This is a genomic window from Alloscardovia sp. HMSC034E08, assembly GCF_001813415.1.
Classification (GTDB): Bacteria; Actinomycetota; Actinomycetes; order Actinomycetales; family Bifidobacteriaceae; genus Alloscardovia; species Alloscardovia omnicolens.
Genome location: NZ_KV812468.1, coordinates 561,165 through 581,383, shown reverse-complemented (window position 1 = coordinate 581,383; position 20,219 = coordinate 561,165). Strand labels below are relative to the sequence as shown.

General features: G+C 46.6%; 17 protein-coding genes. All 17 read right to left on the bottom strand.

What is annotated here, in order from left to right:
• Positions 1 to 756, bottom strand: coding sequence for a TlyA family RNA methyltransferase (locus HMPREF2909_RS03975; RefSeq protein ID WP_071415315.1), 756 nt, complete (start codon positions 754 to 756; stop codon positions 1 to 3).
• A 124-nt stretch (positions 757 to 880) separates the two neighbouring features.
• A complete protein-coding gene (locus tag HMPREF2909_RS03970) occupies positions 881 to 1,936 on the bottom strand; it encodes an HAD-IIA family hydrolase (RefSeq protein WP_071415314.1) in 1,056 nt (351 codons plus the stop codon).
• A gap of 3 nt (positions 1,937 to 1,939) precedes the next feature.
• A complete protein-coding gene (locus HMPREF2909_RS03965; RefSeq protein ID WP_071415313.1) occupies positions 1,940 to 3,256 on the bottom strand; it encodes a tetratricopeptide repeat protein in 1,317 nt (438 codons plus the stop codon).
• 2 nt (positions 3,257 to 3,258) lie between these two features.
• Complete coding sequence (gene tyrS / locus HMPREF2909_RS03960; protein WP_071415973.1) at positions 3,259 to 4,578, bottom strand: tyrosine--tRNA ligase; 1,320 nt, start codon at positions 4,576 to 4,578, stop codon at positions 3,259 to 3,261.
• 192 nt (positions 4,579 to 4,770) lie between these two features.
• Positions 4,771 to 5,067 carry a thiamine-binding protein gene (locus tag HMPREF2909_RS03955; protein ID WP_071415972.1) on the bottom strand — a complete coding sequence of 99 codons (297 nt, stop codon included), beginning with the start codon at positions 5,065 to 5,067 and terminating at the stop codon, positions 4,771 to 4,773.
• Positions 5,068 to 5,225: 158 nt separating this feature from the next.
• Positions 5,226 to 6,713 (bottom strand): argininosuccinate lyase, encoded by a 1,488-nt coding sequence (gene argH, locus HMPREF2909_RS03950; RefSeq protein ID WP_071415312.1) that lies wholly within the window; start codon positions 6,711 to 6,713, stop codon positions 5,226 to 5,228.
• Between the two features lie 101 nt (positions 6,714 to 6,814).
• Positions 6,815 to 8,053 carry an argininosuccinate synthase gene (locus HMPREF2909_RS03945; protein ID WP_071415311.1) on the bottom strand — a complete coding sequence of 413 codons (1,239 nt, stop codon included), beginning with the start codon at positions 8,051 to 8,053 and terminating at the stop codon, positions 6,815 to 6,817.
• A 115-nt stretch (positions 8,054 to 8,168) separates the two neighbouring features.
• Positions 8,169 to 8,702 carry an arginine repressor gene (locus HMPREF2909_RS03940; protein ID WP_071415310.1) on the bottom strand — a complete coding sequence of 178 codons (534 nt, stop codon included), beginning with the start codon at positions 8,700 to 8,702 and terminating at the stop codon, positions 8,169 to 8,171.
• Positions 8,703 to 8,754: 52 nt separating this feature from the next.
• On the bottom strand, positions 8,755 to 9,729 hold the full coding sequence (gene argF / locus HMPREF2909_RS03935) for an ornithine carbamoyltransferase (protein ID WP_084797244.1): 975 nt from the start codon (positions 9,727 to 9,729) through the stop codon (positions 8,755 to 8,757).
• A gap of 41 nt (positions 9,730 to 9,770) precedes the next feature.
• Positions 9,771 to 10,997, bottom strand: a complete 1,227-nt coding sequence (locus tag HMPREF2909_RS03930; RefSeq protein ID WP_071415308.1) for an acetylornithine transaminase — start codon at positions 10,995 to 10,997, stop codon at positions 9,771 to 9,773.
• Positions 10,984 to 11,943, bottom strand: a complete 960-nt coding sequence (gene argB / locus HMPREF2909_RS03925) for an acetylglutamate kinase (protein ID WP_071415307.1) — start codon at positions 11,941 to 11,943, stop codon at positions 10,984 to 10,986. Before argB ends, HMPREF2909_RS03930 begins: the two co-directional genes overlap by 14 nt.
• Before the next feature lie 5 nt (positions 11,944 to 11,948).
• The gene (gene argJ / locus HMPREF2909_RS03920) at positions 11,949 to 13,121 is read right to left on the bottom strand and encodes a bifunctional glutamate N-acetyltransferase/amino-acid acetyltransferase ArgJ (protein ID WP_071415306.1); all 1,173 of its coding nucleotides are present in this window, start codon (positions 13,119 to 13,121) and stop codon (positions 11,949 to 11,951) included.
• A complete protein-coding gene (gene argC / locus HMPREF2909_RS03915) occupies positions 13,118 to 14,236 on the bottom strand; it encodes an N-acetyl-gamma-glutamyl-phosphate reductase (protein ID WP_071415305.1) in 1,119 nt (372 codons plus the stop codon). Before argC ends, argJ begins: the two co-directional genes overlap by 4 nt.
• Positions 14,237 to 14,407: 171 nt before the next feature.
• The gene (locus tag HMPREF2909_RS03910) at positions 14,408 to 15,061 is read right to left on the bottom strand and encodes a DUF4190 domain-containing protein (RefSeq protein WP_071415304.1); all 654 of its coding nucleotides are present in this window, start codon (positions 15,059 to 15,061) and stop codon (positions 14,408 to 14,410) included.
• A 59-nt stretch (positions 15,062 to 15,120) separates the two neighbouring features.
• Positions 15,121 to 17,718 carry a phenylalanine--tRNA ligase subunit beta gene (pheT, locus tag HMPREF2909_RS03905; protein WP_071415303.1) on the bottom strand — a complete coding sequence of 866 codons (2,598 nt, stop codon included), beginning with the start codon at positions 17,716 to 17,718 and terminating at the stop codon, positions 15,121 to 15,123.
• Positions 17,719 to 17,721: 3 nt separating this feature from the next.
• Positions 17,722 to 18,777, bottom strand: a complete 1,056-nt coding sequence (gene pheS, locus HMPREF2909_RS03900) for a phenylalanine--tRNA ligase subunit alpha (RefSeq protein WP_210387904.1) — start codon at positions 18,775 to 18,777, stop codon at positions 17,722 to 17,724.
• A 136-nt stretch (positions 18,778 to 18,913) separates the two neighbouring features.
• Positions 18,914 to 19,765: a TrmH family RNA methyltransferase gene (locus tag HMPREF2909_RS03895; protein WP_071415301.1), complete on the bottom strand. Its 852-nt coding sequence runs from the start codon at positions 19,763 to 19,765 to the stop codon at positions 18,914 to 18,916.
• Between the last annotated feature and the right edge of the window lie 454 nt (positions 19,766 to 20,219).

The window sequence follows — 20,219 nt, the reverse complement described above, 5'->3', positions numbered from 1 at the left end:
TTATATGCGCGTTATCCACAGTATGTATTCTTGATTGCCATGCGTGCCCGTAATCGTCGATGGCGTAATAGCACGCACAGTAAAATGATGGTTCACAGCGCACTCTTGAACAGTTTCAATAGCTTCTTGACGGTATTGAGTGTTCGTTACAATACCTCCTTTACCCAGCTTGTGCGGCCCAACTTCAAACTGTGGTTTAACAAGCACAACAGCATGAGCGCCCGAATGCGTTATGCGCTCAATAACAGGAATAACGTAGGTGAGAGAAATAAACGAGACATCAGAGACAATAAAACGCGGACTATACTCTAAATCATCCAGATACACGTCGCGAATATTAACGCCACTCATTTCAATCACTCGATTATCGTTCGCAATAAGCGGATCGAGTTGACCATGTCCTACGTCTAAAGCAATAACCTGTTGAGCGCCTTTATCGAGCAGAACTTGAGTAAAGCCTCCTGTAGATGCTCCAATATCTAAGCATTTTTTCCCGCGTGGAGCAGGAAGTCCTTGAGGAATAAAAGTATCGAGAGCATCAACAAGCTTGATTGCTCCTCGTGACACATACATGCCGCCAGAACGTACAGTATCGCTCAGCTCGATACGGTCGTTCGCGCTTACAGACAGTGATGCTTTTACTTTGTCTGCGCTACCATTGACCAGCACAGCTCCCGATGCTATCAGTTGCTGCGCTCGGTTACGTGTGGGCGCTAAAGCCCTGTCTACCAGCTCTTTATCTAAACGTTGACCCATGATATGAATTACTGTTCGTCTAGTTGTGCGTGTAAATCATCGAGAACCTGCGTATAGTACTCAATAACCTGCTCAAAATCAGCATCTTCAGCGGGCGCTAAGGGCGCGTAGCTCATTATGAGTCCTAGTTTTCGTGAAGATTCGAAGCGAAGAATGGCAGATGCAGGTCTTCTAGAACGCACAATCCCTCATCTACAGCTGCCCATGCAGCGCTTGCTGCAGCACGCAAACCATCAAGACTCGTGTTAGATGCATCCATATGCACAGTATTACCATCAATCCAAGCGCGAGCATCACGGCAGATAAACTGACTATTCTCTCGTTTCACGTCTGGCTGAGCAAGGCTCAAACCGAGTAAATCAGCACAGATATATGTTGGACGTTCAATCGCACGAGCAGTCATAATCTGCCCAGCATCCGCTACTCCAGTGAGCACTACTGCACTATCGTAGCCACCGCGATTTGCCGCTTCAATATCCGTATCTAAACGATCACCTACTGGTAAACAGTCTTCAGTTTCTACCATCTGTTCGGTTGGGCTGAACAGATGACGTGCTTGATGATACATAGCCGCTTCAGGCTTGCCAGCAGAAGCCTCAGGTTCTTGGTTAGTGGCGGCAATAACAGGAAGCTGCAAAGCACCGTTTCCTGGAGCAATACCTTCTTCGCGCGGAATAGTCATATCGCGATTCGTTACGAAATAGCGAGCACCATGCTGTATAGCATAGGCTGCCTGAGACAGATGCTGCCAGCTAATTTCTGGGAACCACGACTGAATAACAGCATCAGGATTATCTGCAGCACAATCAACTACAACGAGACCAGCCTGAGTAAGCTCGGTTTTAAGATGATCTTTACCCACAACCAGAACACGTGCACCTGGCTGCAGCTTCTCCTTCAACATTGCCGCACTCACCATAGCTGACGTAATGACATCACTGCCGTGAGCATCAACACCAAAACTACTAATCTGTTCTGCTACCACATCTGGGTAGCGCGACGGATTATTCGTTGTATACGCAATATGCATACCTAATCGCGCAGCAGAGTCAATACCTTCGGCAGCATGCTCTACAGGATGAGCACCGCGATACACTACCCCATCCAAATCAAGTAGAGCCAATGAATATCGTGCTGCTAATGGTTGGTTACACCCCTTGATTGTGGTGGGATAGTTCACGTGTTACTCCTCGTTCTCGGTTTCGTCAGTAGCTTCTTTTTCAGCGGTTTCTTCTGGCTCGCTTTCTTCTGGCTCGTCAGGATGAACGCTGTCGAGATAATCAGCCATCTCGCGAGGATCAATACCCAAGCCAGCAAGCATATCTTCATCAATAACTTCTAAATCGTTATCAACGAAAACATCATCTTCATCTATCTCTTCGTTATCGGCATACTGAGCTTCCAAACGATCAAGCAAATCGTTAAGCTTTTCTGCTTCCTGAGTGCGTCCTGCAAGCTCTAAGAAGTTCTGTTCTGCTTGCACAGCGCGCATACGGTATGCTCCTCCCACACCTTGGGCATGAGCAATAGTGTGCACAATTTCTACCGCTTTATCGAATAAATCTAGATCTGCTAAAGCACCCGCATAAACAAGGAAAAGTTCAGCTTTAGCCTCGCCCTGCAGATACTTTGCGTCATCAGACAATGCGATGTCTACAGCCTTTTGAGAATTGCCCAAACCGCGTTCGCAGTCTGCCATAAATGGCAAATAATCACCATATCCGTTCATACGGAATGCTGTGCGGAACTCGCGCAAAGCCAACTTGTAGTCACCTTGACGATAGGCTACAAAGGCTAAAGTTTCGCGACTCACATCTACACGAGATGCTTGACGTGCCACCCACTTTGCGTGCTCCATAGCTGCCTGAGGATCGTCTTCTTCCAAAGCGTATGCCGCCAAAATATGCAAACCAATATTTTCTGCATGTTCTTTCGACAGACCGCGCAAACGTTCCTTTTCATCTGTGGAGAGCATGGACCATTCCAAACCCTTTGGCATCTTAGGCTCACCTAGGCGACGATCTGTATATGGATTTTGCGATGGGAAGCTTAAAGTGCCGTCAGAATTCTTGCGTGGCTTATCGTAGTTTGCCGAAGATGGGCGCCCCTGATGATTTCCTCGCTGATTGCTGAAACCTTTACGACGATCTGAACGACTGTCTGCACGACCCTCTGCTGCGTTCTCTGAGCGATTGTAACGAGGGTTACGCTCATCACGACGATTATTATTGCGACGGTCATCACGCCATGAACCGCGACGTTCACCATTGCTATTCTTTTTATCGAAACGACGCTCTTCACCATCTTCACGACGACGGTCGGAATTAAAGCGTTGCTGACCACCGCGACGAGAAGAATTCTTGCCGTCATTAAAACGACGTCCACCCGATTGCGAGCGTGAACCATGAGAGTTAGAACGACGCGAACCGCCTCCAAATGAGCGCTGTGAGCCGTGAGAGCCCTTGCCACCTGAACGACGACTAGACTGATTTTCTGCCATATTTATTGAGCCTCCACTGCTCCAAGTGCCTTCTTGCCTCGACGTACGAGGGCGAAACGATTAAAGAGGAAATCCTCGCTGCTTAATACAGCTTCAGAATCTTCTACTCGCTGATTATTGACGTAAACGCCACCACCAGCAATAGTTTTACGTGCTTCAGAAATTGATTTGAACAATCCGCTCGCTACCCCAGCTTCTACCACGCGCATACCTGGCTGAGCTGAAGCAAAAATCTTCTGACCGTCTTCACCGTCAATCTTCATGCCTTCTAAAGCAGCTTCTAGGGTATCTTCATCTAAGTCAGTCAGTTCTCCACGACCAAAGAGTGCTGCAGAAGCGTCAATAGCGCCTTGAGCTGCTTTATCTCCATGCACAAAACTGGTTACTTCCCAAGCCAACGTACGCTGTGCTTCGCGGGCGCCTGGATTGCTTTCTACTTCCTGTTCGAGACGTTCAATCTCTTCTTTAGGAAGGAAAGTAAAGAACTTTAACAGCTTAATAACCTCAGTATCTGGCTGGTTGAACCAGAACTGATAGAACTTGTATGGGCTGAACATGCTGGCATCTAACCAGATAGCTCCACCTTCAGATTTACCAAACTTCTTACCCTGAGAATCTGTAATGATTGGGCTAGTGAGCACATGAACAGATTCGCCACGTACTTTACGAATCAAATCTAAGCCAGAGGTGAGGTTACCCCACTGATCAGCTCCGCCGGTCTGCAAAGTGACGCCAAAGTTATCGTATAAGTATAAGAAGTCATTACCTTGAAGCACCTGGTAGCTAAACTCAGTGAAGGAAATACCTTCCTCGGAGTTCAAACGGCGTGCCACGGTATCTTTGGCGAGCATAGTTCCCAAACGGAAGTTCTTACCTACATCACGCAAAAAATCAATAACATTCATCTGTGCAGTCCAGTCGTAATTCGACACAAAACGCACAGGATTGTCTCCATCAGTAACAAGGAAACGTGAGATTTGGTTGCGTAAACGTTCAGTCCATGTGGCCACGATTTCTTTTGAATTCAAAACACGTTCGCCACTTTGACGAGGATCGCCAATAAGACCAGTAGCACCTCCTACTAAGGCAATAGGATGATGACCTGCTTCTTGCAAGTGACGCATCATAAGAACCTGAACGAGGTTGCCAATATGAATGGAGGCTGCTGTAGGGTCGAAACCGCAATAATATGTGATTGGCTCGGAATTGAGTGCTTCTGCGAGTTGTTCGCGATCTGTTGACTGGTTAATTAAACCACGCCATTCCAGTTCTTCAAGGAGCGTGTTAAAGCCAGCTTCCTTGTAGGTCCTTACCTGAGCCATTGGAAAATAATCCTCCACATCATAGCCAACGCTGAAAACGCTATTGCTTTGTTCCATAAACGGCGTAAAACCGTACCCTCTAGTCTCCCATAAAAGCCAGACTTTTAGCATATGTGAAACCCCGCAACTCAATGTTATTATGAACACGAGTTGTGGGGTTTGGCGTATACGATTAGTTGTCGATTAATTGTCTTATTTTTCGAATTTCGAGGTTTTTTCTTTGCTACTTAGAATTTGACCATACGCAATTTTAGCGTTCACGATAATATCATCACTACCGTTTTGTGCAGCAATTAACGCGCACTGATGTAAAGCATCCATACATTCCTCGTACTCTCCTTCAATCACTGTTTCGAAAGGAGTAACGCGTGCCTGCGGAAAACGATCTTGTAGATAGTAAATGACGCGATCAATATCTGGTAGGTAATCTGCAACTTTCATTGGCAAAACTTGGATGGCGATGCTGCAGTTATTCTGTGGTGTGTTCATCAATGTATTCCCTTTCGCTGGCATTATCCAGATCAAGTGCGGTCGAAGCGAGCACTTCCTCTCAGCTGTTAAGCTCCCGACAGTGTCAGCATAGCAAAAGGACGCCACCTCGAAGTGCTATTGTGCCGAGATAACGTCCTTATGGTGGAGAAGGAACTTTAGATGCTTCCTGGAGCTTTAAAAGCACTGCCATCGCTCGTAGAATCAGCAAACTGTTGAAGCGCATCTACTGCTACACGTCCTGTTTCTATTTGCTCGCTTACTCTGTCGAAGGCGGTGCCGCCCTGACCTGCTCGAGCATTCACGCTGCCTTGTGTAGATAAAACTTCACGCACACCTGGAGCTACATCTGCACTCAAGAAGTTTTGGAAAATGCCGCAGTAATCCTCATCGCTCAAATCCCATAGCTCTACACCGCGTTCTTCAGCAATACGCACGCACTCGCCAGACAGCTCGTGTGCATTACGGAATGGGACTTTTTGCTTCACTAACCATTCAGCAATATCTGTTGCTAAGGCAAAACCTGTTGGAGCTTCTTCTTCCATGCGGGTAAAATTGAAAGTCATGGTAGCTACCATACCGGTGAAGGCTGGTAATAAGACGCTCAAAGTATCCACCTGATCGAATACTGCTTCCTTGTCTTCCTGTAAATCGCGTGCGTAGGCAGTTGGAAGTCCCTTTAAAGTGGCTAAGAGTCCAGTTAAATCACCAATAACACGACCAGCTTTACCACGAGCCAATTCTGCGATGTCTGGATTTTTCTTCTGAGGCATAATTGATGAGCCTGTGGAGTAAGCATCATGCAAACGAACAAAAGCGAACTCCTGAGTATTCCAGATAATGATTTCCTCGGAAAAGCGTGAAATATCTACACCAATCATGGCTGCTACGAAGGAGAACTCAGCCACAACATCGCGCGATGATGTGCCATCAATAGAGTTTTCTGTAACATCGCTAAAGCCTAGCTCTACAGCTACTGCGTGAGGATCTAGACCGAGAGTATTACCTGCTAAAGCTCCAGAACCGTATGGCGAGAAGTTAGCTCGTTTATCCCAATCTACTAAACGTTGCACATCACGCAACAGTGGCCATGCGTGAGCCATGAGCTGGTGAGATACAAGAACTGGCTGTGCATGCTGCATATGTGTGCGACCAGGCATAACAGCTTGTCCAGCCTTTTGAGATTGTTCAATAAGAGCACGCACCAAATCAAGCACATCGCGAGATATGAATCTCGCTTGGCGGCGCAACCATATGCGAATTAGTGTTGCAATCTGATCGTTACGGGAACGACCAGCACGCAATTTTCCACCCAATTCATCGCCTGCAATAGCAAGCAGACCGCGTTCCAAAGCTGTTGCTTCGTCTTCGTCACTCTCTTGAGGAACAAATTCTTGCGTATCTACCTGGCGTTGCAGCTCATCTAAAGCAGCTTCCATACGCTCTAGCTCGTCGGCTGTTAAATGTCCGGCACGACCTAAAGCACGCGCATGAGCACGCGAACCAGCGATATCGTCATCAGCTAAACGCCAATCAAATTGTGTGGATTTACTCAAACGTGCTAAAGCTTCAGATGGACCAGAGGTAAATCTGCCACCCCATAAAGCGATGCCATCATCGTGAGTAACCTGCGTTGTCTCTGCCATATCTTCCCTCACTTATGTATACGTCTTACAGTCAAACTAAGGATTGCTCATGCTGTACGTATGAACAATCCTTAGACGAAAACTATTCTTCAGGCAACAGCTTATGCCACAGTATTGTTTGGCACTTCTACAGCATTACCAAACTTCACATCACGAGCTGCTGCAACGCGAGTTGGCAGACCATAAATCTCAATGAAGCCGTTGGATGCGTTCTGATCGAAGGAATCACCAGATTCGTAAGTTGCCAAATTGTAGTCATACAAAGAGGACTCAGAACGACGACCCACAACTACTGCGCGACCGCCATGCAGAACCATGCGAATTTCACCAGAAACATACTGCTGAGTATCGTCAATGAAAGCGTTCAAAGACTTCACTGCTGGAGAGAACCACTGAGCATCGTATACTAATTCTGCCCAACGCTTGTCAATATCGCGCTTAATGCGGTGCTGTTCACGTTCCAAGCAGAAGTTTTCCAACTCATTATGTGCTTCAATCAGAGCTACAGCACCTGGAGCTTCATATAATTCGCGGGACTTAATACCAACTAAGCGGTCTTCAATCAAATCGATGCGACCAATACCCTGAGCACCTGCACGGCGGTTCATCTCTTCAATAGCCTGCAATGGGGTTACATCGCGGCCATCAATCTTCACTGGAACACCCTGCTTGAATTCGATGGTAACTTCATCAGCTACTGGTGGGAATGCAGGATCGTCAGTGTAAGAATATACATCCTTAGTTGGAGCATTCCATGGGTCTTCCAAATAACCTGTTTCAATAGCGCGTCCCCACACATTCTGATCGATAGAATATGGGCTCTTCTCTGTTTGCTCAATAGGAAGATTATGGTCTTGAGCATACTGAATCTCGATGTCGCGTGTTAACGACAAATCACGAATTGGGCTAATAGCACCCAAGGTTGGATCAATAGACTGAATCGACACTTCGAAACGAACCTGATCATTACCCTTACCCGTGCAACCATGCGCAATAGTATCTGCACCAAACTGGTGAGCAGCACGCACCAAATGCTTAGTAATAAGAGGACGAGAAATAGCTGACACCAATGGGTATACACCCTCATACATAGCATTAGCTTTAAGAGCACGCATGCAGTATTCGTTAGCAAACTCATCACGAGCATCTACGATGTAGGATTCCACAGCGCCACACGCTAAAGCACGTTCACGAATTGTTTCGAGACGCTCGCCCCCCTGACCAACATCTAGGGATACAGCGACAACGTCTTTTCCGGTGCGATCTTTCAAATATGGAATAGCAACAGAGGTATCTAATCCTCCGGAATATGCAAGAACAATACGGTTCTGGTCAGTCATTACAACCCTTTCTAATACGGTCACATCACCATGTGCTGTTTTTAATTGTATGTATAGCTATGTCTTTTATAAGGCTCTCGCGTGAAGTTGTGTCTTATGTTATCTGTTGCGATAATTATCGAGCATCAGATGCTATGGAAACAAGCCAATCCATCTTTTCTTCTGCAGCTTCATTATCGGTGGTAATCATTATTACTGTATCGTCACCGGCAATAGTTCCCGCCACATTGTCGAGTGGTTGCTTGTCGATTGCACTTGCCACATATTGCGCAGCTCCAGGTGGCGTGTGAATAACAACAAGGTTTTGCGCACACACCACTTCAGTAATCAGTCCACTAATTACTTTTGCTAACTGCTGTTCTATGCGTTGGCGTACTTTTTCTGCCATAACATCATCAATATAATGAGACCCCACCGTAGCATGTTGATCATCAGAAGCTACCGAATAAGCAAAAACTCCCGATGGTAAACGTACTTTACTGGCTTTGAGATCATCTAAATCGCGGCTCAGTGTTGCCTGCGTCACCTGAATACCCTCACGAGCCAATAAATGAACGAGCTGTTGCTGCGACTCAATAATATTGTGCGTAATAAGTCGCTCAACTATGCGCAGACGTGCTGCGCGCGTAGTAGGAATACCTTCATTCATACTATGTAGTTACTTTCTGTACTATCAACCTACACTTATGAGCACTGCTGATTTAAGCAATTCCAGCGAGAAGACTCGCATCATCACGCTGCTGAGCAATAAGCCATGTGAGCACTGCTTTTTGCGCGTGCAAACGATTTTCTGCCTCATCCCATACCACTGATTGTGGTCCATCGATAACACTAGCAGTTACTTCTTTACCACGGTATGCTGGCAGGCAGTGTTGGAAAAGAGCTGTTGGTTTTGCTAACTGCATAAGCTCATCATTAACCTGGTATGGAACAAATGGTTTGGAACGCAGTTGGTATTCAGATTCTTCTCCCATAGATACCCACGTATCGGTAAAGACACAGTCCGCATCGTGCACTGCTTCTCGAGGGTCTGTTGTTACCAGAATAGATCCACCATTTTCTGCAGCAATACGCTGAGCATCGGCGAGAATATCTGCACGTGGCAAGAATCCTTGAGGTCCAGCTACACGCACATGCATACCTGCTACTGCTCCAGCTAACACATAGGAGTGAGACATATTATTTGCTGCGTCACCAAGATAAGCAATGGTTTTTCCTTGCAAAGTATCAACCCCACCTTGATGCTGAGCAATAGTCATCAAATCTGCTAAGACCTGGCATGGATGGAAGTCATCTGTTAATGCGTTAACCACAGGAACAGTTGCATACTTCGCCATCTCTTCAATACGATCTTGACCGAATGTGCGCCACACAATTGCAGAGGTCATACGTGTAAGCACGCGGGAGGTATCTGCTACTGGCTCTCCACGTCCAAGCTGTGATCCATCCTTATCGATAATCAGTGGATATCCGCCCAGCTCTGCTATTCCTGTGGCAAAACTTGAACGTGTGCGTGTGCTTGGCTTATCAAAAAGCACAGCTACAGACTGAGGACCTTCGAAAGGTCGAGACAAATAGCGATTGTTTCGGAAAGCTAAACCAAGCTTAAGAATGGTTTTCTGCTCGTCATGATTTAAATCATCATCGCGTAATAAATGACGTAATGTTCCTGCCATCATTTTCTCTTTCTTATGTAGTAATTCGCCTGAATGGACTGTTAGTCGCGTGGTAAATTCGATGGAATGCTATTGAGAATCTCAACGCCTTCTTCAATCTGCTCTGCAGTAATATTAAGAGGCGGAGCTATGCGTAGGGCATTCTCAGATACTGCATTCACAATAAGACCGTGGTCTAAAGCCCACGATGCTGCCGCATGAGCACATGGGTAAGCTAACTGTACAGCATTGAGTAAACCGGCTCCTCGCACACCGACGAATAATGGATTCTTACTGTGTGCTAGAGCATCACGTAGCTGCTGACCACGTTCGCGTGCATTGTTCAGCAATTGCTCTTCTTCTACAATACGTACTGTAGCAAGCCCTGCGGCAGTAGCTAAAGGATTTCCAGCAAAAGTAGAGCCGTGAGAACTCGGAGTGAACAGTTGTGAAACTTCCTGTCCAAAAGTTATGAGGCCTCCCATCGGGAAGCCACCAGCTACACCTTTTGCAAAACTTATGGCGTCAGGACGTATTCCTCCGCTTAACTCTTTATTTTGAAATGCAAACCAATATCCTGTGCGCCCCATACCTGTTTGTACTTCGTCAATAACAAGCAAAGCATTATGCTCGTCACATAAACGACGAGCTTCTTGCACATAGTCTGTTCCTACAGGTAACACGCCAGCTTCGCCCTGAATAAGCTCCATAATAATGCCCGCAACAGGACCTGCCTCGAATGCAGCTTGCAGGGCTTCTTTATTGCCAGCTTCCACAAATTCAACATGAGGAAGAAGTGGATTATATGGTTCACGAATAACTGGTTTCCACGTTACACTCAATGCACCAAGAGTTCGACCATGGAAACTATGTGTGAGCGCAAGAATACGAGCATTATCTGCATGACCACGCGCGTTTGCATGGAGCTTTATGAGTTTTAATGCGGCTTCGTTTCCTTCTGTACCAGAATTTGCAAAATATACACGTGACCCAGCAGGCGCATCGGCTAACTCGAGTAATTTTTCTGATAGTTCAATTTGAGGAACGGTAGCAAAATAATTTGACGTATGGGCAATACGACCAGCTTGCTGTGATACAGCTTGAACCCATGCTGGATGACTGTATCCCACACTGTTGACTGCGATGCCAGCAAGAAAATCAAGATATTTCTTACCATCCACATCCCACACATAGGAACCTTCACCGTGGTCAAGCACACGCAAAGGTGTTCCAAAAACATTCATGTGATGCTGTGCATACGACTCTAATAATGTATTACTTGTGCTCATGGAAACTCCTCATATGCATACCTTCACCACGAACAACCATGGTGCCAATACCTGCAGAAGTAAAAATCTCGTTGAGAATGGAATGTTTCTTACGTCCATCAATAATATGAGCTTGGTTTACCCCACCATCGATAGCTCGAATGCAAGCCTCCATTTTCGGCCGCATTCCCGATTCCAATTGAGGTAACATCTCACGCAAAGTTTCTACACCTACCTGACTGACCAACGATGATTGATCTGGCCACCGAGAATACAAACCTTCTACATCGGTTAGAATAACTAATTTGCTCGCTCCTAAGGCGCAGGCTAAAGCTGCGGCAGCAGTATCTGCATTAACATTAAGCACTTGAGTAACGTCATCTTCATCAGGAGCCACGGAGGAGACAACAGGAATGCGATCGGATGCAATGAGGTCTTCTACAGAACGCGCATCTACACTAACTACATCTCCGACTAATCCCACATCTATAGGCTCCCCATTGACCGTAGGCCTGCGTCTACATGCTGAGAAAAGACCACCATCTTCTCCAGAGAGTCCAACTGCATATGGACCGTAAGAATTAATCAGTCCCACCAATTCACGCGATACTTTACCAGTAAGCACCATGCGCACAATATCCATGGTTTGTTCATCTGTTACACGTAAACCACCACGGAATTCAGATTTAATACCCAATGTTGTGAGCATCCGATTAATCTGTGGTCCTCCACCATGCACAACAACTGGATGTAAACCAACTTGACGCAAAAATACCATATCTTCAGCGAAAGCAGCACGCAGTTCATCGTTAATCATGGCGTTGCCGCCATATTTAATAACAACGAGTGAGCCTGCAAATTCTTGAAGCCACGGAAGCATTTCCAATAATACTTCTGATTTTTGGCTATCGGTTAAATCTTGATGCACATTAATATGAAGTGCTTCGTGATTGTATTCGCTATCCATTATTCCTACGATTCATAGTCTGCATTAATATGCACATAGTCGAGAGTAAGGTCGTCGGTCCATACCACTGCCTGAGCTGAAGAGCCGGTATGCAAATTGATATCAATATGCACTTCCCCCTCCTCCATAGACACTCGTTCGCGAGGCTCTCCTGGTTTACCCCCATCGCATACACGCACACCGTTAATATCTACAGTTACCTTCTGCGGGTCGAAAGCAGCAATATCTACAGGAACTGTTCCTAAGGATGAGACAACACGCCCCCAATTAGGATCATTTCCATAAATAGCGCATTTAAGCAGATTAGATGAAGACACCGCACGTGCGCATGCAAGCGCAGCCGCATAGCTTCCTGCACCACGAACTTCAATACGAATATCGTGGCTAGCTCCCTCGCCATCGCCAATAATCTGGCGAGCAAGCTGAGCACACGCATCACAGACTATAGCAGTAAATTCTTCTGCGCTCGGCTCAACGCCGCTAGCTCCCGATGCCAACACAATCACCGTATCGTTAGTAGACATACAACCATCTACATCAATACAGTCAAAGCTTCGCGATGTTGCCTCACGCAGAGCAGACTGAGCTAATTCAGAAGACACTACAGCATCTGTAGTAATAACGCTAATCATGGTGGCAAGCTGAGGCGCAATCATTCCGGAGCCTTTAACCATACCACCCACACGGTAGCCTGCTCCCTCTATACATACGGTTTTAGGCCTCGTATCAGTGGTCATAATGGCTTCAGCTGCATATGCACCAGCTTCCTCGGAGCTATCAAGCGCATTTACGGCCTTTTCTACTCCGTGGAATACAGCATCTAAAGGCAAAAGCTCACCAATTAATCCCGTAGATGCAATAAGCACATCGTCAGATGCGCATCCCAATAAAGAAGCTGCATAGTCAGCTGTTTGCTCTACTTGAGCATATCCAGCTTCACCAGTGCACGCATTAGCTCCACCAGAATTAATTACCATGGCGCGAGCATGACCCGATGCGATGATATTGCGCGAATACTGCACGGGAGCTGCTGCGAAACGGTTAGTAGTAAAAACACCAGCAGCCACATTGAGTGGACCGTTATTCACCACAACAGCCACGTCTTTTTTACCTTCAACTGAGGAAATTCCTCCTCGTACTCCGGCAGCAGAAAAACCTTGAGCAAAAACTACACTCATGGTGCAACTCCAATCTTGGTTAAGCCAGCATCTTCCGGCAATCCCAGTGCAATATTCAACGATTGAATAGCTTGTCCAGCTGTACCACGATTCAAATTATCAATCGCACTGAAGCCATACAATAACCCAGCACGACGGTCTACAGCTACTTGAATGTGCGCAGCATTTGAACCGATAACATCTGCAGTAGCCGGCAATACTGTTGGAGGTAGTAATTCAATAAAGAACTCATTGCCATACGCCTTTTCATAAACAGAACGGATTTCTTCATCGCTCATCTCAAGAGCTTTGTTACTCAAAGCAGCGCTTACCGTAGCCATAATTCCACGAGACATGGGCGCAAGAACAGGAGTAAAGCCAAGCTTATACTGTTGAATCGCACTATAGTTTTGCCCATCTAATCCCTGAGCATGAGCAAAATTTTGTTGAATTTCTGGAATATGGCGGTGGCTTCCTGCAACTGAATAGGCAGTGGCATTGCCTAAAGCCTCAGAAGCAAGCAAATTCACTCGTCCTGTTTTACGACCCGCACCAGAATATCCCACGACTGCATGTGCCGAGATCTGCGAGTTAGCCAAACCCGCAGCAAGAGCTGGTTGAAAAGCCAAAGTTACTGCCGTAACATTGCAACCAGGTTCGGCAAGTCGATGAGCACTAGACAAATGAGAACGCTGATACGAAAAACCAAAGTTTTCGTCTCCTCCTGTAATCAGTTCTGGAAGAGCATACGTCCATGGCGCACAGTAACCGTCACCATAAAAGTCTTGCCATGCTTCAGCTGATTCCAAACGATGATCAGCTCCTAAATCAATAACAATGCGCACATCTTCAAGCTGAGCTGCTAAAGCACCAGATGCTCCATGAGGCAAAGCTAAAATAACAACATCATGACCGCTTAATACTTCTGGTGTTGTGTCTTCAATAGTCAGCGAAGAGAGCTGAGGTATATGAGGAGTAAATTCTCCCAGTCGCTTGCCAGCAGACGAGTGACCAGCCACACACGTGACTTCGAAATTTGGATGCGCTGCCAGTATTCGCAACGCTTCACCACCCGCGTATCCTGTGGCACCAGCTACAGCAACAGTGAGTGGATAATCAAGATGAAGATCTTGCATAATCACACCTACTTATTCATATATTTGTATAATTATGCAACATTTACTCGACGAATGATGCCTATTCACAACATGCGCGTGTCGTATATTTTCAAGGCTTCATGCACTGTATTGTCAACATACAAAAGCCGATGCTCATCGAGAACATCGGTTTGTATATTCATACATATTTTATGCACCTATATGCGCACGAATCCATGCTGTCACCATATTGAGGAATTCTAATTCAGTCATTCCTGTAGCCACAATATAAGCGAATAATATTATCTGCAGAACACATAGAATAATAGCAATAATAGCCAGCGTACGACCTTTCATATGCAATATCTTGGTTCGGTTTAACGACATAATTGCCAAAAAGAGAGCCAAAAGAGTGGTCTGCGTAAAGAAAGAACCAATAAAAGCAATAATCGCATAGAAATCCCAACGACCATAAGCCGGGTTCTTCTTCGGATCATCTGGATCGAATTCAAAACGCTCAAAAGGTGATGCAACAGGATTCCCATCGCGATCATAGAACTGAGGCGTATTCACATTACGAGACGTATAATCCGTATTAGCTGACTGTCCAGAGTGAGACTGCTGCCCATGTGCTTGATTACCCTGAGTAGAAGTGTCACTCGGAGCGCCAAAAGGACTAACCACCATAATGCGCTTCGACTTCGCCTGAGCTTTAGGCTCCTGGCTTGGTTCAGGCTTGCCGTACACATAAGGATCCCAACCAGGAAATTCGGATGCCAAACGACCGTAAGCAGGACCTGTCTGCTCTGCGTCTGTATCGTCAGTGTGCTTGGAATCATCAAGCGTGTTCAGATCGTCTGTCATGAACAATATCTTTCCTTCAGTTGGTTTCTTATGTATTTCCGTGCCAGTACGTAGCTTTATTACGCGCGCAGCACAGCTCTTGCTGCTGCAGTAGCGTCAATAATAGCAGCACGCACAGCATCAGTATCTTCTGCTGTCAGTGTACGGTCAGCAGCACGCAATGTTACAGCGTATGCCAAAGATTTCTTCGCTTCACCCAAGCTGTCATCAGTAAAGACATCGAACAAACTAATGGACTCAAGCAAATCTCCTGCAGCTGTACGAATAATATCGCTTAACTGTACAGAAGTCATAGCTTGTGGAACCACAAAAGCGAAGTCCTGATGCACCGGAGGATAGCTCGACACTGGTCGTGCTTGTACAGGCTCGTAGGTGACCTCATCAAATACAGCATCCAAATCGAGCTCAAATGCAGCAGTATGAGCTGGCAATCCCAAGGACTCGTTAATACGAGGATGGAATTCGCCCACAGTTCCTACTACACGCTCCCCTACCTTCACCTGTGCGAAACGACCAGGATGCCATGTTGCTGGAACATCATCACCGTGCAGCTGGTCTAACGTAAAGTTCGCAGCTAAACGCTCGGAAATACGGGTCACGGCTTCTACTACATCTGTCCAGTCAGCCGTGCGCTTCTCGCCCATCCAGCCTGTTTCTTGCACATCACCAGTGAGAATAGCAGCAACATGCAATGGCTGATATGGCAAACCTGCATCCAAAGCTGCCAACTGCTCATCGCTTGGACGACCCCCACCAGATAATGCAGGAATTGCTGGAGCTTGTGGATCCCATTCGAAAACATGACCTACTTCGTAGGAGCTTGCCTGTGGATTACCACGGCGAATATTGCGTTGAACGGTACGCATAAGGGTCAGCAAGATTTCGCGGCGCAAATATGGACGGTCTCCTGCTAATGGATTAGCAAGTTCTACACTGATTGGCTTGATGGCATCAGCATCGTATGCGAAGTCCTTATAATCCTCGTCGCCCACAAACGGATAACTGATAGTTTCTGTTAAACCATATTCAGCTAATGTATCTGCTACTTGGCGACGACGTAACTGTGAGTCTGTTAAGCCAGTCATAGATGTAGCAGGAACTGCTGGAACAGTTACAGCAATCTGGTCATAACCCACCAAACGAGCTACTTCTTCTACTAAATCGCAGGCTTCAGTAAGATCTGGACGCCAGCTTGGAACAGTAACAGACAAAACGCCTTCAGACACAGTACTTACGATGCTACCAATATCGCTAAGAATCTGTGCAATCTGTTCATCTGTGGTGGTTAAACCGGTTAAACGTGCCACCTCGGATGTGTGGAATTCAATAGTGCGGGGCTGTTCAGTGTTATTCACATCTGTTGGATTCTCGCTGGCAACGCCGCCGCAGACACCCATAAGCAATTCGATTGCTTCGAAGGCAGCAGCAGCTTGAAGCTGAGTATCTACTCCGCGCTCAAAACGACGGCTTGCTTCCGAAGGAATCTTATGGCGGCGAGCAGAGCGTGCAATAGAAATAGGGTCAAAGTGTGCTGCTTCAATCAGCACATTGGTGGTTTCTTCGGTAACTTCACCGTACAAACCACCCATAACGCCCGCAATACCGAGCACACGAGAACCACGCTCTCCGTTTGGAGAATCGGTAATCAGCAAATCTTCGCTGACCAAGTCATGCTCTTTACCATCCAAAGTAACAAGCTTTTCGCCATCTACAGCGCGACGCACCACGATTGGCTGAACAATCTTATCGAGATCGTATGCATGTAATGGCTGTCCTACATCAAGCATCACGTAGTTCGTAACATCCACTGCAGCTGAAATAGGACGCATACCCGAGCGCAGTAAACGCTGACGCATCTGATGAGTGGAACGACCTTCGCGATTAATACCCGTAAGAGTACGTGCATAAAAACGGTCACAGCCTGGAACACCGTGAATAGGATTGGTGTCGTCAATAATAACCTCAACATCGCCATGTTCGCTTGCATGAAGCTGTTCGGCACGCTCAAGGTATGATGCTACAACATCGTTAAATTGAGCACCAGTAGAATGGTGGAATTCACGTGCAACACCGCGGTAGGAGAAAGCATAACCGCGATCTGGCGTAATATTAATTTCCAAAGTTGCTTCATTTAAGCCAAGCAATCCCAGTGCATCGTCGCCAGGCTGGAGAGCCTCAACCTGCCCATCACTTAAACCATAATCATTGAGCACAATAATGCCATTGTGATCCGAACTCAATCCCAACTCGCGCTCAGATGCGCACATACCGTCAGAAATATGCCCATAGGTCTTGCGAGGCTCAATCTTAAAATCGCCAGGCAACACAGCCCCCGGCAGCGTCACAACCACCTTCTGACCAGCCGCAATATTAGGCGCTCCACACACAATACCGCGAGGAACCTTATTACCCTCCTCGTCAAGCACATTGTGTTCTCCCACGTCAATATGGCACCAGTTAATAACCTTGCCATTCTTCTGCGGTTCAGGAGTCAAGTCAACAACATAACCCACAACAATAGGTCCGGTTACTTGAGAGGTATGAATCTCTTCCTCTTCCAAGCCTACCTTCACCAAATCAGCCGCAAGCTGCTCATAAGTTTCTTCAGCTGGCACGTCTACATGGTCGCGCAGCCAGTTCATATCAATAAGTGGCATCTTTTACTCTCCCATCGCAAACTGCTGGCTGAAACGCACATCTCCCTCAACGAGATCGTGCATATCGTTAATATCGTGACGCAGCAGCAAAGTACGTTCCATACCCACGCCAAAAGCAAAACCGGAATACACATCAGGATCAATTCCCGCAGAGCGCAGCACATTCGGATTCACCATGCCGCAACCGCCCCACTCAATCCAACCAGGACCACCCTTCTTATCTGGGAACCATAAATCCATTTCTGCGCTTGGCTCAGTAAATGGGAAGTAACTTGGACGCAAGCGAGTCTTTGCTTCAGGACCAAACATAGCCACAGCAAGCTTATCTAAAACGCCCTTCAAATCTGCCATCGTCAAGCCTTTATCTACAGCTAAAGCTTCACACTGATGGAAAACAGGGGTATGTGTAGCATCCAATTCATCGGTGCGGAACACGCGACCTGGGCACGCAATATACAGTGGCACACCGCGCGAGAGCAAAGAACGCGCCTGAACCGGCGAAGTATGGGTACGCATAACCATGTTAGACCCCACAAAACCAGCGGAATCTTTCGCCTGATTACCCTTAATATAAAAGGTATCTTGCATCTGACGAGCAGGATGATCTGGACCAAAGTTCAAGGCATCGAAATCATGCCATTCAGTTTCAACTTCTGGACCTTCAGCAATTTGCCAGCCCATCGATACAAAGAAGTCTTCCACATCTTCAAGCAACTTTGGCAAAGGATGACGCGCTCCTAAAGGATTGCGGCGCACTGGCTGAGTCATATCCACAGTTTCTGCTGCCAATGCAATACGCTCAGCCTCTTCTTTTAGCGCAGTCTCACGCTGAGCATATGCACGCCCAAAATCAGCGCGAAGTTTGCCCACAACTTTGCCGGCTTCCTTCTTCTGATCTGCAGCCAAAGAACCAATTGCTTTGCTAGCTTGAGCCATTGCAGAGTTATTGCCCGCATATTCGCTTCGAATTGCATGTAACTCATCGAGAGTTGCAGCACTGTTGAGCTTGTCAATGCCTTCTTGAACAGCAGCTTGCACTGCTGTAGCATCGAACTGAATATTATCAGCCACTTGCTTATACCTTCCCTTAGAACAGTCTGTATGCCATTTTTCCTTTTGGCTTAGACTTTCCACAGCCTGTGTATTGTCTTGTGTCTAGGAATTATTCTTCGTGATTTTTTTACTGCGCGCACGTTTACTCAGTAGGAGTATCGCGCATATGCATGGCGAAAGAATACAGCATAACGGACGCACTCATAGCCACATTAAGAGATTCCGCTTTTCCATATAATGGAATAATGGCTGCACGATCGCACTGATCAACGATTTCTGCAGGTAAACCACGCGCCTCGTTTCCGAAAAGTATAACGTTCGCTTGACGCTTATCTGTGTGAGTTAAAGCCTGCTGAAGAGAAACAACAGGAGTGCTGTCTGTTCCGTAAATTTCCGCTGCTGTTATGCAGGCTGACTGTGCGCGCATAACCTCGAAAAACTCTTCCTCGCGTGCATAGAACACGGGGATGTGGAAGAGAGAGCCTGCTGTAGAGCGCACAACTTTCGGATTAGTAATATCAACGCAATCGCCCACTAAAACTACTGCTTGACATCCACTAGCATCGGCTGCGCGAATAATAGTTCCCGCATTACCCGGATCGCGTAACTGCCAACAAGCAGCGCTTAGACTGCCAGCATCTGTTTGAAACTCGTCTGCAGAACGCACAACTGCTTCCATGTGTACAACTGCCGCAATGCCTTGGCAATCAGAGCTGATGGCATGCATTACTTTGTCTGTTGCCTGATGAACATACAGGTTTTTATCTATTGATTCGCGCACGACCGCACGCAAAACCTCGGATGTAGCGTAATCATTGCGCACATAGATATCGCGCACACTGTCGGCAGCATAACGCACAGCTTCACGCACTGCTTGAGGACCTTCAACGAGAAATAATCCGCTCCTTTTGCGCGCTTTACGGTTTATTAAATCTGATACAAGACGCACTCGTTGAGCTTGAGGGTTGTCCATAATATCGCGATGCAATGGCATGACTATATCTGCTTTCTTCTCAGGTACAAGTGAGGTCACAAAAGTATGCATGTATTCTATGAAGTATTGTAGCGGTTTGACTGATTTCGCGTGGCGGATAGCAGCTTCTATGTGAGTTTCGAGGTTGTTAAGGTTGTCTATTCTATGATGCAGTACTGATATGAGTTAGATTGAGGGAGCGCGAACGTTTTCTGGTTATAGCGTCCACATTGTCAGCGTTGCACGCGCACCTACGCCGTAAACCTGAACTCAATCCCCGCTAAATAGGCTCTTCGGACTTAGCGGTGTTGAGCAGAAGATGTTGCCCAGTAGGTTCCAGTTGATTCCTCCGGCTGTCAGGTGTCAAGACATCGCCCGGTGTGAATGTGCTTTGGTTTATTTTCTTTTGTCATCATGAGTGAACAACCCTAGTTATGCGTAAAGTCGATACGCGCAACCGATATGCCAGTTTTGA